Origin of the sequence: Mycobacterium sp. SMC-2 (assembly GCF_025263485.1) — a bacterium.
In the GTDB taxonomy this organism is placed as follows: Bacteria; Actinomycetota; Actinomycetes; order Mycobacteriales; family Mycobacteriaceae; genus Mycobacterium.
Map to the genome: position 1 here is coordinate 1,620,295 of NZ_CP079863.1, position 14,249 is coordinate 1,634,543.

At 67.9% G+C, this 14,249-nt stretch carries 14 protein-coding genes; 12 read left to right on the plus strand and 2 right to left on the minus strand.

What is annotated here, in order from left to right:
* Positions 1 to 14: 14 nt before the first annotated feature.
* From fusA to KXD96_RS07665, 6 genes are all read left to right on the plus strand, one after another.
* Positions 15 to 2,120: an elongation factor G gene (gene fusA, locus KXD96_RS07640; protein WP_260743941.1), complete on the plus strand. Its 2,106-nt coding sequence runs from the start codon at positions 15 to 17 to the stop codon at positions 2,118 to 2,120.
* 109 nt (positions 2,121 to 2,229) lie between these two features.
* Positions 2,230 to 3,420 carry an elongation factor Tu gene (gene tuf / locus KXD96_RS07645; RefSeq protein ID WP_007167815.1) on the plus strand — a complete coding sequence of 397 codons (1,191 nt, stop codon included), beginning with the start codon at positions 2,230 to 2,232 and terminating at the stop codon, positions 3,418 to 3,420.
* Positions 3,421 to 3,551: 131 nt separating this feature from the next.
* Positions 3,552 to 4,304: a PE family protein gene (locus tag KXD96_RS07650; RefSeq protein ID WP_260743942.1), complete on the plus strand. Its 753-nt coding sequence runs from the start codon at positions 3,552 to 3,554 to the stop codon at positions 4,302 to 4,304.
* Between the two features lie 90 nt (positions 4,305 to 4,394).
* Entirely contained in the window at positions 4,395 to 5,225 is an 831-nt protein-coding gene (locus KXD96_RS07655) for an SHOCT domain-containing protein (protein WP_260743943.1), read from the plus strand.
* Between the two features lie 49 nt (positions 5,226 to 5,274).
* Positions 5,275 to 6,093 (plus strand): mycofactocin-coupled SDR family oxidoreductase, encoded by an 819-nt coding sequence (locus KXD96_RS07660; protein WP_260743944.1) that lies wholly within the window; start codon positions 5,275 to 5,277, stop codon positions 6,091 to 6,093.
* Between the two features lie 25 nt (positions 6,094 to 6,118).
* On the plus strand, positions 6,119 to 7,294 hold the full coding sequence (locus tag KXD96_RS07665; RefSeq protein WP_260743945.1) for an NAD(P)/FAD-dependent oxidoreductase: 1,176 nt from the start codon (positions 6,119 to 6,121) through the stop codon (positions 7,292 to 7,294).
* Positions 7,295 to 7,299: 5 nt separating this feature from the next.
* Here the strand turns inward: KXD96_RS07665 and KXD96_RS07670 are convergent, their stop codons facing one another.
* Together KXD96_RS07670 and mftR are read right to left on the minus strand one after the other, a co-directional pair.
* Positions 7,300 to 8,346 carry a DUF2332 domain-containing protein gene (locus KXD96_RS07670; protein WP_260743946.1) on the minus strand — a complete coding sequence of 349 codons (1,047 nt, stop codon included), beginning with the start codon at positions 8,344 to 8,346 and terminating at the stop codon, positions 7,300 to 7,302.
* Positions 8,343 to 8,939 (minus strand): mycofactocin system transcriptional regulator, encoded by a 597-nt coding sequence (mftR, locus tag KXD96_RS07675; RefSeq protein ID WP_260743947.1) that lies wholly within the window; start codon positions 8,937 to 8,939, stop codon positions 8,343 to 8,345. Before mftR ends, KXD96_RS07670 begins: the two co-directional genes overlap by 4 nt.
* Before the next feature lie 98 nt (positions 8,940 to 9,037).
* On the opposite strand from mftR, the gene mftA reads away from it, so the two are divergent.
* The 6 genes from mftA to KXD96_RS07705 all read left to right on the plus strand — a co-directional run bounded on the left by mftA (position 9,038) and on the right by KXD96_RS07705 (position 14,240).
* Positions 9,038 to 9,127, plus strand: coding sequence for a mycofactocin precursor MftA (gene mftA, locus KXD96_RS07680; protein WP_046186817.1), 90 nt, complete (start codon positions 9,038 to 9,040; stop codon positions 9,125 to 9,127).
* 5 nt (positions 9,128 to 9,132) lie between these two features.
* Positions 9,133 to 9,402 (plus strand): mycofactocin biosynthesis chaperone MftB, encoded by a 270-nt coding sequence (gene mftB / locus KXD96_RS07685; RefSeq protein ID WP_313901626.1) that lies wholly within the window; start codon positions 9,133 to 9,135, stop codon positions 9,400 to 9,402.
* A complete protein-coding gene (gene mftC / locus KXD96_RS07690) occupies positions 9,402 to 10,568 on the plus strand; it encodes a mycofactocin radical SAM maturase (RefSeq protein ID WP_260743949.1) in 1,167 nt (388 codons plus the stop codon). Before mftB ends, mftC begins: the two co-directional genes overlap by 1 nt.
* 3 nt (positions 10,569 to 10,571) lie before the next feature.
* Positions 10,572 to 11,762: a pre-mycofactocin synthase MftD gene (gene mftD / locus KXD96_RS07695; protein WP_260743950.1), complete on the plus strand. Its 1,191-nt coding sequence runs from the start codon at positions 10,572 to 10,574 to the stop codon at positions 11,760 to 11,762.
* Between the two features lie 163 nt (positions 11,763 to 11,925).
* Positions 11,926 to 12,657 (plus strand): mycofactocin biosynthesis peptidyl-dipeptidase MftE, encoded by a 732-nt coding sequence (gene mftE / locus KXD96_RS07700; RefSeq protein ID WP_260743951.1) that lies wholly within the window; start codon positions 11,926 to 11,928, stop codon positions 12,655 to 12,657.
* Between the two features lie 239 nt (positions 12,658 to 12,896).
* A complete protein-coding gene (locus KXD96_RS07705) occupies positions 12,897 to 14,240 on the plus strand; it encodes an IS110 family transposase (protein WP_225601042.1) in 1,344 nt (447 codons plus the stop codon).
* The last annotated feature ends 9 nt before the right edge of the window (positions 14,241 to 14,249 follow it).

The window sequence follows — 14,249 nt, forward strand, 5'->3', positions numbered from 1 at the left end:
GTGGGAAGACTTCTGTGGCACAGAAGGACGTGCTGACCGACCTCACGAAGGTCCGCAACATCGGCATCATGGCGCACATCGACGCCGGCAAGACGACGACGACGGAACGCATCCTCTACTACACCGGTATCAGCTACAAGATCGGTGAGGTGCACGACGGCGCCGCCACCATGGACTGGATGGAGCAGGAGCAGGAGCGGGGGATCACCATCACCTCCGCGGCCACGACCTGCTTCTGGAACGACAACCAGATCAACATCATCGACACCCCCGGTCACGTCGATTTCACCGTCGAAGTCGAGCGCAGCCTGCGCGTGCTCGACGGTGCCGTCGCCGTCTTCGACGGCAAGGAGGGTGTCGAGCCGCAGTCCGAGCAGGTGTGGCGGCAGGCCGACAAGTACGACGTCCCGCGGATCTGCTTCGTCAACAAGATGGACAAGATCGGCGCCGACTTCTACTTCTCGGTCAAGACCATGGAAGAGCGGCTGGGTGCCAACGTCATCCCGATCCAGCTGCCCGTCGGCTCCGAGGGCGACTTCTCCGGCGTCGTCGACCTGGTCGAGATGAAGGCCAAGGTGTGGAGCGCCGAGGCGAAGCTCGGCGAGAAGTACGACGTCGTCGACATCCCGGCCGAGCTGCAGGAGAAGGCCGACGAGTACCGCACCAAGCTGCTCGAGGCCGTCGCCGAGACCGATGAGGCGCTGCTGGACAAGTACCTGGGCGGCGAGGAACTCACCGTCGAGGAGATCAAGGGCGCGATCCGCAAGCTGACCATCAGCTCGGAGGCTTACCCGGTGCTGTGCGGCAGCGCCTTCAAGAACAAGGGCGTGCAGCCGATGCTGGACGCGGTCATCGACTACCTGCCCTCGCCGCTGGACGTACCGCCGGCTGTCGGCCACGCGCCGGGCAAGGAGGACGTCGAGGTCATCCGCAAGCCGTCGACCGACGAGCCGTTCGCCGCGCTGGCCTTCAAGGTGGCCACGCACCCGTTCTTCGGGAAGCTGACCTACGTCCGGGTGTACTCGGGCAAGGTCGATTCCGGCAGCCAGGTCATCAACGCCACCAAGGGCAAGAAGGAACGGCTGGGCAAGCTGTTCCAGATGCACTCCAACAAGGAGAACCCGGTGGAGACCGCGTCGGCGGGTCACATCTACGCGGTGATCGGGCTGAAGGACACCACCACCGGCGACACCCTGTGCGACCCGAACGACCAGGTCGTGCTCGAGTCCATGACCTTCCCCGACCCGGTCATCGAGGTGGCCATCGAGCCCAAGACGAAGAGCGACCAGGAGAAGCTGTCGCTGTCGATCCAGAAGCTCGCCGAGGAGGACCCGACGTTCAAGGTGCACCTCGACCAGGAGACCGGCCAGACCGTCATCGGCGGCATGGGCGAGCTGCACCTGGACATCCTGGTGGACCGCATGCGCCGCGAGTTCAAGGTCGAGGCCAACGTCGGTAAGCCGCAGGTCGCCTACAAGGAGACCATCAAGCGGGTCGCGAACAACGTCGAGTTCACCCACAAGAAGCAGACGGGTGGCTCGGGCCAGTTCGCGAAGGTGATCATCAACCTCGAACCGTTCACCGGCGAGGACGGTGCGACCTACGAGTTCGAGAACAAGGTCACCGGTGGCCGCATCCCGCGGGAGTACATCCCGTCGGTGGACGCCGGGGCGCAGGACGCGATGCAGTACGGCGTGCTGGCCGGCTACCCGCTGGTGAACCTCAAGGTCACCCTGCTCGACGGCGCCTTCCACGAGGTCGACTCGTCGGAGATGGCGTTCAAGATCGCCGGTTCGCAGGTGCTGAAAAAGGCTGCGCAGCAAGCACAGCCGGTCATCCTGGAACCGATCATGGCCGTCGAGGTCACCACGCCCGAGGACTACATGGGCGACGTGATCGGCGACCTGAACTCCCGCCGTGGCCAGATTCAGGCCATGGAGGAGCGGGCCGGTGCGCGCGTCGTGAAGGCGCACGTGCCGCTGTCGGAGATGTTCGGCTACGTCGGCGACCTGAGGTCCAAGACCCAAGGCCGGGCGAACTACTCCATGGTTTTCGACTCGTACGCCGAAGTGCCGGCCAACGTGTCGAAGGAGATCATCGCGAAGGCGACGGGGCAGTAAAAATCCCCTCGGAGTAATCTTGCCGGGTCATTGCAAAGCCTTGGGCGCGGCACAACTGAAAACACCAACACTGCTTTAACAAGCACCAACAGTCCAGGAGGACAACGAAGTGGCGAAGGCGAAGTTCGAGCGGACGAAGCCGCACGTCAACATTGGGACCATCGGTCACGTTGACCACGGCAAGACGACGCTGACCGCGGCTATCACCAAGGTTCTGCACGACAAGTACCCGGACCTGAACGAGTCCCGCGCGTTCGACCAGATCGACAACGCTCCCGAGGAGCGTCAGCGCGGTATCACCATCAACATCTCCCACGTGGAGTACCAGACCGACAAGCGGCACTACGCCCACGTCGACGCCCCGGGTCACGCCGACTACATCAAGAACATGATCACCGGCGCCGCCCAGATGGACGGCGCGATCCTGGTGGTCGCCGCCACCGACGGCCCGATGCCGCAGACCCGTGAGCACGTGCTGCTGGCGCGTCAGGTCGGCGTGCCGTACATCCTGGTGGCGCTGAACAAGGCCGACATGGTCGATGACGAGGAGCTGCTGGAGCTCGTCGAGATGGAGGTCCGCGAGCTGCTGGCCGCCCAGGAGTTCGACGAGGACGCCCCGGTGGTGCGGGTCTCGGCGCTCAAGGCGCTCGAGGGCGACGCCAAGTGGGTGGAATCCGTCGAGCAGCTGATGGAGGCCGTCGACGAGTCCATCCCGGACCCGGTCCGCGAGACCGACAAGCCGTTCCTGATGCCGGTGGAGGACGTCTTCACCATCACCGGTCGTGGCACGGTGGTCACCGGTCGTGTCGAGCGCGGCGTGATCAACGTGAACGAGGAAGTCGAGATCGTCGGCATCCGCCCGGCCAGCACCAAGACCACGGTCACCGGTGTGGAGATGTTCCGCAAGCTGCTCGACCAGGGCCAGGCCGGTGACAACGTCGGTCTGCTGCTCCGCGGTATCAAGCGCGAGGACGTCGAGCGCGGCCAGGTCGTCACGAAGCCCGGCACCACCACGCCGCACACCGAGTTCGAGGGCCAGGTGTACATCCTGTCCAAGGACGAGGGCGGCCGGCACACGCCGTTCTTCAACAACTACCGTCCGCAGTTCTACTTCCGCACCACCGACGTGACCGGTGTGGTGACGCTGCCGGAGGGCACCGAGATGGTGATGCCCGGCGACAACACCAACATCTCGGTCAAGCTGATCCAGCCCGTCGCCATGGACGAGGGGCTGCGGTTCGCGATCCGCGAGGGTGGCCGCACCGTCGGCGCCGGCCGGGTCGTCAAGATCATCAAGTAGTACAGCCGGCCATAAAGCCCGGATTGCCGATTCGGCAATCCGGGCTTTATGCGCTTTACCGGGCCCGATGCGGACGGCTCCGCTAGGATTCCCTGATAAGGGAGTCCGGGGAAGATGGCCGGGAGGTTCGGATGTCCTTCGTATTCACGACGCCTGAGTACGTCGCCGCAGCTGCGTCGGACTTGGCCAGGATCGGTTGGACGATCACGTCGGCCAACACAATGGCGCTGGGCCCGACGTCGAACGTGCTGGCCCCGGGTGCCGACGAGGTGTCGGCCAGCGTCGCGGCGCTGTTCGACGCGCATTCGCAGGTGTATCAGGCGCTCAGCGCCCAAGCGGCGGCGTTTCACGCCCAGTTCGTGCAGCTGATGAACGGCGGCACGGCGCAGTATCTCGCCGCCGAGGCCGCCAACACCACGCCCCTGCAGAGCGCCGCGGCACCCGCGTCGATGGCGGCGCAGCTGCCGGCGGCGACGGCCACGGGCGGCTCGGCGCCGGGCGTGCCGGCGGCGCCCCTGATGTCGGCGGTCGCGCCGGCTTCGGCGATCGCGGGCGCGCCGGCACCGGCCAGCCCGACGGTGGCGGCGGTCACCACGGGGCCGGCCGCGGTGGGTCCGGCCACCACACCGGCGACGTCGGTGCGGATGGTGACCCCCGCCTACGCCGCGGCCGCCGCGCAGCCCGCGGCACCGGCACCGGCACCGGTCAATCCGCTCGCGGCGGCGCCGGCGCAGGTCGAGACACCGCAAGCCGCCGCCACGCCGGCGATGCCGGTGTCGACCGGCACACCGGCGAAGATGGTGTCGGCACATTCGCCCACCACGGCGTCGCCCGCGGGGTCGTCGGCGCGCCCCGCCCCGACGGTGATACCCAAGGTCGACTGACGCCCGGCCGGTTTGCGTGTATGGCGCGCGGCCGGGCACCGCGGCAGCTAACCTGACACGAAAATCCCCAGCAAGGGCAAGGAGACATTCGTGTTGGCGCGCTATCTGAAGGCACAGTTGGTGGTTTTGCTGTGCGGTGGCCTGGTCGGGCCGATTTTCCTGGTCGTCTACTTCGCCCTCGGGCTGGGCAGCCTCCTGCAGTGGATGTTCTACGTCGGTCTGCTGGTCACCGTGGCCGACGTGCTGATCGCGCTCGCGTTGGCCAACTACGGCGCGAAGTCGTCGGCCAAGACCGCGGCGCTCGAGCAGAACGGCGTGCTGGCGCTGGCTCAGATCACCGGCATCACCGAGACGGGGACCTGGATCAACAACCAGCAGGTGGTCAAGGTGCACCTGCACATCTCCGGGCCGGGTTTCGTGCCGTTCGACAGCGAGGACCGGGTGATCGCAAGCGTCACCCGGCTCGGCAACCTCAACGCCCGCAAGCTGGTGGTGCTGGTCAACCCCACCACCAACGAATACCAAATCGACTGGGAGCGAAGCGCTTTGGTCAACGGCCTGGTGCCCGCGCAGTTCACCGTGGCCGAAGACAACAAGACCTACGACCTGAGCGGGCAGGCCGGCCCGTTGATGGAGATCCTGCAGATCCTCAAGGCCAACAACGTTCCGCTCAACCGGATGGTCGACATCAGGTCGAACCCGGTGCTGCGCCAGCAGGTCCAGGCCGTGGTGCGCCGGGCGGCCGAACAACAGGCACCGGCCGCCCAGCCGGCCACCGCCGGGGGACCGGCACCCGCGGGCACGCCCCCACAGCCCTCGATCGCTCAGCGGCTCGAGGAGCTCGAGACGCTGCGCGCCACCGGTGCGTTGACCGACGAGGAGTACAACAGCCGGCGCGCCCAGATCATCTCCGAGATCTGATCGCCGGGCGCGTTAGAACAGGTTTCAGTTTCGCTGCTAGCCTTGCCTCGTGACTGGAGCACTGCAGGGGCGGGTGGCATTCATCACCGGAGCCGCCCGCGCCCAGGGCCGTTCGCACGCGGTCCGGCTGGCGGCCGAAGGTGCCGACATCATCGCGCTCGACATCTGCGGGCCGGCGTCGGAGAGCCTGACCTACCCGCCGGCCACGCCGGAGGACCTCAGCGAGACCGTTCGCCTGGTGGAAGCCGAAGGCCGAAAGGTCTTGGCCCGCGAGGCGGACGTCCGCGACGACGCCGCGCTGCGCCAACTCGTGGCCGACGGCGTCGAGCAATTCGGCAGGCTGGACATCGTCGTGGCCAACGCCGGGGTCCTGAGCTGGGGCCGGGTTTGGGAGCTCACCGACGAGCAGTGGGACACGGTGATCGGGGTCAACCTGACCGGCACCTGGCGCACGCTGCGCGCCACCGTGCCCGCGATGATCGAGGCCGGCAATGGGGGCTCGATCGTGGTGGTCAGCTCCTCGGCGGGGCTGAAAGCCACTCCGGGCAACGGACATTACTCGGCCAGCAAGCACGGGCTCACCGCGCTGACCAACACGCTGGCCATCGAACTCGGCGAATACAACATCCGCGTCAACTCCATCCACCCGTACTCCGTCGACACCCCGATGATCGAGCCGGAGGCGATGATGGAGATATTTGCCCGCCATCCCAGCTTCGTGCACAGCTTCCCGCCGATGCCCTTGCAGCCCAACGGCTTCATGACACCCGACGAGGTGGCCGATGTCGTGGCGTGGCTAGTTGGTGACGGGTCTGGCACAGTCACCGGCATGCAGATACCCGTGGACAAGGGCGCCTTGAAGTACTGATCGGCGATCGTGGTATGAACTCCACGTGACCGCGAGCAAAGGAATTTTGATCGTCGGCGGCGGTCTGGCCGCCGCCCGGACCGCCGAGCAGCTTCGCCGGTCGGAGTACGCCGGCCCCGTCACGATCGTCAGCGACGAGGTGCACCTGCCCTACGATCGCCCGCCGTTGTCAAAAGAGGTGCTGCGCAAAGAGGTCGACGACACCGCGCTCAAACCCCGGGAGTGGTACGACGAGAACGGCATCACCCTGCGGCTGGGTGCGGCGGCCACCGCCCTGGACACCGCGGCGCAGACGGTGACGCTGGCCGACGGGTCCGTGCTCGGCTACGACGAACTCGTCATCGCGACCGGCTTGGTGCCGCGGCGCATCCCGACGCTGCCGGACCTCGACGGCATCCGGGTGCTGCGCACGTTCGACGAGAGCATGGCGCTGCGCGAGCACGCCTCCTCCGCGCAGCGCGCCGTCGTCGTCGGCGCCGGCTTCATCGGCTGCGAGGTGGCGGCCAGCCTGCGCAGCCTCGGGGTGGATGTCGTGCTGGTCGAGCCGCAGCCGACACCGCTGGCGTCGGTGCTCGGCGAGCGGATCGGCGAGCTGGTGGCGCGCCTGCACCGCGCGGAGGGGGTCGACGTTCGCCTCGGTGTCGGGGTGGCCGAGGTGCGCGGCGACGGGCGGGTGGACACCGTGGTGCTGACCGACGGCACCGAGCTGGCGGCCGACCTGGTGGTCATCGGCATCGGCTCACACCCGGCGACCGGCTGGCTTCAGGGCAGCGGCATCAAGGTCGACAACGGCGTGCTGTGCGACGAGGCCGGGCGGACCAGCGCCCCGCACGTGTGGGCGCTCGGTGACGTCGCCTCCTGGCGAGACGCGACGGGACACCAAGCGCGCGTGGAACATTGGAGCAACGTCGCCGACCAGACCCGCGTCGTGGTGCCCGCGATGCTGGGGCAGGACGTGTCGTCGGCCGTGGTCGTCCCGTACTTCTGGAGCGATCAGTACGACGTGAAGATCCAGTGCCTCGGCGAGCCCGAAGCCACCGACACCGTCCACCTCGTCGAAGACGACGGCCGCAAGTTCCTGGCCTACTACGAGCGCGACGGGGTGCTCGCCGGGGTGGTCGGCGGCGGGATGCCCGGCAAGGTGATGAAGGTCCGCGCCAAGATCGCCGCCGGCGCGCCCATCTCGGACGTGCTGGGCTGAGGACCCTACCGCCAGTGCACCGGCGGGCCGTGCGGATGGCATTCGCCGAAAATCTCGAGTTCGCCGCCCGGCCAGCGACGCGCCCTTACCAAGAACCGGATCGGTGAGTCCGGCCGGTCGCGCGCGGGCTCCAGCGTGAGGTGGACGAACGGCGACCGCTCGTCCGCCTGCTCGCCCAGTGCGCGAACCCGGGCGCGGACCCTGTCCCGCTCCTCTTCGGACAGGTACTGCCAGGTGATCGAGTGCCACAGCACCGTCAGCGCGCCGGCGGCCGGCGTCAGTCCGGCGACCGCGTCGGCCGCCGTCTGACGGTGCAGCGGGGCCGGCGCCCGCCGGGCGACCTCGATGGCGCCGCGCAGCCGCTCGAGCCGGGCCGTCTGGTCGGGCCAGACGTAGCTCAACACGGTGAACTCCCCGTCGGCCGCGGTGACGTCGATGGGTGCGATGTCGTAGCCGTGCCGCTCGACGATGCGCACCCCGTTGCCGGGCGGCAGCGCGCCGCGCCACGCGTCGGAGATGGTCACCGGTGAATCGGCGGGACCCCACTGGCCGCCGGCGAACCGGTAACGATATTGGTCGGGGCGCAGGTTCAGGCCCGCGCTCGTGCCTATCTCGAAAAGCCTTACCGGCAAGCCGGATTCACGATTGACGCGCAACAACGCACCGATCAGCGCGGCGGACCGGCCGACCTCGTTGGTCTGCGGCGGTTGCCGCAGCGCCGCCCGCAAGGCTTCCGAGTGCTCGGCCGCGACGGCCTCGATTTCGGGCCACGCCGGCGCGGCGTCCCAGCTGCCCCCGGTGCTGGGATACCAGCGGCGCAATTGCGCCGCCCGGCCGTCGAGCACCAGCCGGTGCAGCCCACCGAGCAGCCGCAGCGGCACCGCGAGGCGCGAGGGGTCGTCCTCGTGCCCGGCCAAGATGGCCGCGAAGACGCCGCCGGCCGCGACGTCGACGGCCACCCGTTCGAAAAGCTCGCCGTACATGGGTGAGCCCGAGCGGGCGCAGAACCGTCCCTGCGCGCGCAGGGTGTGCAGCAGGTGGTCGGCGGTCACCGCTGAAGCCTGTTCAGCCCGGCGCCGACAACGTCGAACGCGTTGCCGAGTGCGGTCGGCAGCGGGACGGACTCGTCGCCGAGCCAGTGCTCGTAGGCCGCCAGCGCCACCCCGAGCATCGTCCAGGCGACGGTCTGGGGCAGCAGGTCGGTCGTCTTGCGGTCCGACCGGCGGGCAACGAATCCGGCGATCACCTCGCGCCAGCCCGCGTACATCGTCATCGAATAGGCCTGCAGCTCCGCGGTTTCCAGGATGACCCGCATGCGCTGACGGTGCCGCGCGGTCTCGGACTCGTCAAAGGTGTTGAACGCCAACAGCGCATCGCGCAGAGCCTGGCCCAGCGAGACTCTCGGATCGACGTTGTCGAGCAGGTCGCGCAGGTGCGCGAGGTGGGTGTCGAAGTCACCCCACGGGATGGCGTTCTTGGACGCGTAGTAGCGGAACAGCGTTCGCCTGGAGATGCCGGCGGCTCGCGCGACGTCGTCGACGCTGACGTCGGCGAAACCGCGGGCGCTGAACAGCTCGATGGCGACGTCGGTGATGTGGTGCGGCGTTGTCGAGCGGCGACGGCCCACCCGCGGCTGCGGCACCATGAGACCCGCCCTTCCATTTCGGCACTCGATGCCATATTCTGACGAAGCTTGTGACTCGATCCCCATCGTTGTCAAGAACCGACGAAAGGCAATGACCCGTGGACCACGAAACCGAGACCGAGACCCAGCTCGTCACCGAGACTCTGGTCGAAGAGGTGTCCATCGACGGCATGTGCGGGGTGTACTGACCCGCGTGTTCGACCCCGACCGCGGCTGGCGGTTGCACCCGCAGGTGGCGGTTCGACCCGAACCGTTCGGTGCGCTGCTCTACCACTTCGGCACCCGCAAGCTGTCCTTTCTGAAGAACCGCACCATTCTCACGGTGGTGCGGTCGCTGGCCGACCATCCCGATGTTCATTCCGCCTGCCGCGCGGCGGGCGTGGACGACGCGGGAGAGGCGTTGTACTTGCACGCGCTCGGCGTGTTGGCCGACTCGAAGATGTTGGTACCTCAGGAGGTCTGATGACAGCCACCGTGCCCCGGCTCATCGAGCAGTTCGAGAGCGGGCTGGATGCCCCCATCTGCCTGACGTGGGAGCTGACGTATGCCTGCAACCTGGCTTGCGTGCACTGCCTTTCGTCCTCGGGCAAACGGGATCCGCGGGAACTGTCCACCCGTCAGTGCATGGACATCATCGACGAGCTGGAACGCATGCAGGTGTTCTACGTCAACATCGGCGGCGGGGAGCCCACCGTGCGGCCGGACTTCTGGGAGCTGGTCGACTACGCAACCGCGCACCACGTCGGGGTGAAGTTCTCCACCAACGGCGTCCGCATCACCGAAGAGGTCGCCGCCCGGCTGGCCGCCAGTGACTACGTCGACGTCCAGATCTCGCTGGACGGCGCCACCGCGGAGGTCAACGACACCGTGCGCGGTCCGGGGTCCTTCGCCATGGCCGTGCGGGCGCTGGAGAACCTTGCGAGCGCGGGCTTCAAGGACGCCAAGATCTCCGTCGTGGTCACCCGGCACAACGTCGACCAGCTCGACGAATTCGCCGCGCTGGCAAGGCGTTACGGGGCCACCCTGCGGATCACCCGGCTGCGTCCCTCGGGGCGGGGCGCCGACGTGTGGGAGGACCTGCACCCCACCGCCGACCAGCAGGTCCAGCTCTACGAGTGGCTGGTGGCCAAGGGTGAGCGGGTGCTCACCGGCGACTCCTTCTTCCACCTTTCGCCGCTGGGCTCCTCCGGCGCGCTGGCCGGCCTGAACATGTGCGGCGCCGGGCGGGTGGTGTGCCTGATCGACCCGGTGGGTGACGTATACGCCTGCCCGTTCGCCATCCACGACCGCTTCCTGGCCGGGAACGTGTTGTCCGACGGCGGATTCGACAACGTCTGGAAGAACGCACCGCTGTTCCGTGAGCTGCGCGAACCGCAGTCGGCGGGCGCCTGTGGCAGCTGCGGACACTACGATGCCTGCCGGGGCGGCTGCATGGCGGCCAAGTTCTTCACCGGCCTGCCGATGGACGGGCCGGATCCCGAGTGCGTCCAGGGGCACAGCGTCTCGGCGCTGGCCAGCCGGCGTGAGACGCCGCGCCCCCGGGCCGACCACTCCCGCAAGACCAGCGGACCGATACCCCTGAAACTGTCGCGACCGCCCGCCCGCCTGTGCAACGAAAGCCCCGTCTAGATCATGGCCGGACAATGGTTCGAAACCGTCGCCATCGCGCAGGAACGCGCGAAACGACGGCTGCCGAAATCCGTTTATTCAGCGCTGGTGGCGGGGAGTGAAAAGGGAATCACCGTCTCCAACAACGTTGAGGCGTTCAGCGAACTCGGATTCGCGCCCCACGTCGTCGGCGCGCAGGAAAAGCGCGACCAATCGACCACCGTTATGGGACAGGACATTTCACTGCCGGTGATCATTTCGCCCACCGGGGTGCAGGCGGTCGATCCCGACGGCGAAGTGGCCGTCGCGCGGGCGGCGGCGGCGCGGGGAACGGCGATGGGCCTGTCCTCGTTCGCGAGCAAACCGATCGAGGAGGTCATCGCCGCCAACCCCAAGGTCTTCTTTCAGGTGTACTGGCTGGGCGGGCGAGACGCGATCGCCGAACGGGTGGAGCGTGCCCGCCAAGCGGGTGCGGTCGGCCTGATCGTCACCACCGACTGGTCGTTCTCCCACGGTCGCGACTGGGGCAGTCCCAAGATACCCGAGGAGATGAACCTGCGGACCGTCCTGCGGCAGTCGCCGGAGGCCGTCTTCAAGCCCCGCTGGCTGTGGAAGTACGGCAAGACCCTGCGCCCGCCGGACTTGCGGGTCCCCAACCAGGGGCGCCGCGGTGAGCCGGGGCCGCCCTTCTTCGCCGCCTACGGGGAATGGATGGGTACGCCGCCCCCGACGTGGGAAGACATCGCCTGGCTACGTGAACTGTGGGGCGGGCCGTTCATGCTCAAGGGCGTGATGCGCGTCGATGACGCGAAAAGGGCTGTCGATGCCGGGGTTTCGGCGATCTCGGTGTCCAACCACGGCGGCAACAACCTCGACGGCACGCCGGCCTCGATCCGCGCATTGCCCGCGGTGGCCGCCGCGGTCGGCGATCAGGTCGAGGTGCTGCTCGACGGTGGCATCCGCCGCGGGAGCGACGTCGTCAAGGCCGTGGCGCTGGGCGCGCGCGCGGTGATGATCGGCCGCGCGTACCTGTGGGGCCTGGCCGCGGCCGGGCAGGCGGGCGTGGAGAACGTGCTCGACATCCTGCGCGGGGGCATCGACTCGGCCCTCATGGGGCTGGGCCGTGCCGGCGTCCACGACCTCGGGCCGGACGACATCCTGGTGCCGCCCGGCTTCACCCGGGCGCTGGGTGTGCCGCCCGCCGGGACGCCCTGAGCAGCTAAATACCGATATCCGGGGCAGATTTAATCGGAATGATCGGCGCCCGCAAACCGTGGTACGCGCGTGGTATTCGTGACGAACGAGCACAGATTTTGAACGCTCGACGAACCAGCCCGAAAAAAGTTGTTTTCACCGGACAACAATCGGTGCACGCCAGGTGAATTCGTCCTACCATCACCGAGTGCCCGTACTCGGCGAATTAGCGGTGGCGACCTCAAGCCAGCTATCGGGCACCTCGCCGTCGATAATGATCCCGCTGGGCTCGACCGAACAGCACGGTCCGCACCTGCCGTTGGACACCGACACCCGGATCGCAACCGCTGTCGCCCGCGGGGCGCGGGCCGGTCTCGACCACGACTGGTTGGTGGCGCCGGCCATCGCCTACGGCGCCAGCGGCGAGCACCAGAGCTTCGCCGGAACGATATCCATCGGTACCGAGGCCCTGACGATGCTGCTGGTCGAGTACGGCCGGTCGGCCACCGGCTGGGCCCAGCGCCTCGTCTTCGTCAACGGCCACGGCGGCAACACCGCCGCTCTGACCGCCGCGGTGACGCGGCTGCGCGCCGAGGGCCGCGATGCCGGCTGGTGCCCATGCCTGGCCGGCGGGGGCGACGCCCACGCCGGGCACACCGAAACCTCGCTGTTGCTGCACATCTCGCCCGGCGACGTGCTGACCGACCGGTGGCTCGCGGGCAACCGGGCGCCGCTGCCCGAACTGCTCCCGTCGATGCGCCGCGGGGGAGTCGCGGCGGTCAGCCCCGTGGGCGTGCTGGGTGACCCGACGACCGCGACCGCTGCGGAGGGCAAGCGCATCCTCGCCGAGATGGTCGACGGCTGTGTCCGTCGGGTGGCCCGGTGGTCGCCCGGGCGGGACGGGATCCTGACATGAGCCCCAAGTTCCGTTCCCGGGACGCCTCGCAGGCGTGAAAATGGGCTAGGGTTGCCCGTCGACGCCGACGTTTCCTTGGGACCAGTGAGCCCGCACGTGAGCCTGGGCGCCGGGGCCCGACCTGGAAGGGTCACGCACTGTTGCTTCGAGCACGCCGGTCAGAATTTCGGTTCCCTTTGACCGAGGCCCCCGGGCAGCCCGCTGCCAGAGTGCGTCAACTCGATTGGAGGGCAAGCGAATTGAAACGGAAACAGGCGCCGGTGCCGGAGGAGATTCCCGACGCCGAGCACGAGTTGGTCATCGAGCGGGTGTGCGCCGTCGACGTGGCCAAGGCGTTCGGCAAGGTGTGCGTGCGCACTCCGCGGGAGCGTCGGCGGGTCAGCAAGGTCTGGGACGTGGAGGCCACCACGGGTGCAGTCAGCGAGCTGGCCGCCCAGCTCACCGAGCTGGGTATCGAGAAGGTCACGATCGAGTCGACGTCGGACTATTGGCGGATCTGGTATTACCTGCTGGAGGCGGCCGGGCTCGACGTGCAGCTGGTTAACGCCCGTGATGTGAAGAACGTGCCGGGACGGCCCAAAACGGACAAGCTCGATGCAGTTTGGCTGGCCAAGCTGACCGAGAAAGGGCTGCTGCGACCGTCGTTCGTGCCGCCGGCCCCGATCCGGCAGCTACGTGACTACACCCGGCTGCGGGTGGATCTGACCCGGGAACGGTCCCGATACTGGCAGCGGCTGGAGAAACTGCTCGAAGACGCCCTAATCAAGCTGTCGTCGGTGGCCTCCACGCTCAACACGCTCTCGGCGCGAGACATCATCGAAGCATTGATCGCCGGCGAACGTGACCCCCGCCGGCTCGCCGACTTGGCCCGGGCTCGGATGAAGACCAAACGCCCAGCGCTGATCAAGGCACTCGACGGGCGCTTTGATGACCACCACGGCGAACTGGCGCGGATGCTGCTCGACCAGATCGACACCCTCACCGCGCAGATCGACACGCTGACCACCCGCATCGACGACCTGTTGGTGGCCGCCCAACCCAGTGAGAACGACAGCGGCGGGAACCCGACCGGCCACACCACGGCTGGTAGCGGGCTGTCCACCGTCGAACGCCTCGAGGAAATCCCCGGCATCGGCTCGACCGGAGCGCAGATCATCCTGGCTGAAATCGGCCTGGATATGACCCAATTCCCCACTGCCGCACACTTGGTGTCGTGGGCGAAACTGTGCCCGCGCACCATCCAGTCCGGACCTGTGACACGCGGCGGCAAAACCGGCAAGGGCAACCCCTACCTCAAGGGTGCACTCGGTGAGGCCGCCGCAGCGGCGGCCAAGACCGATACCTTCCTGGGCGAACGCTACCGGCGCATCGTCAAACGCCGCGGCAAGCTCAAAGCACTGGTCGCGGTCGCCCGCTCCATCCTCGTCATCGTCTGGCAGTTGCTCTCCGACCCATCGGCCCGATTCCGCGACCTCGGATCCGACTACCACACCAGCCGGATCAACGTCGAACGCCGGATGCGTAATCACATCGCCCAACTCACCGCACTGGGCTACCGCGTCACCGTCGAACCCGCCGCCTGAGCCGCCTCA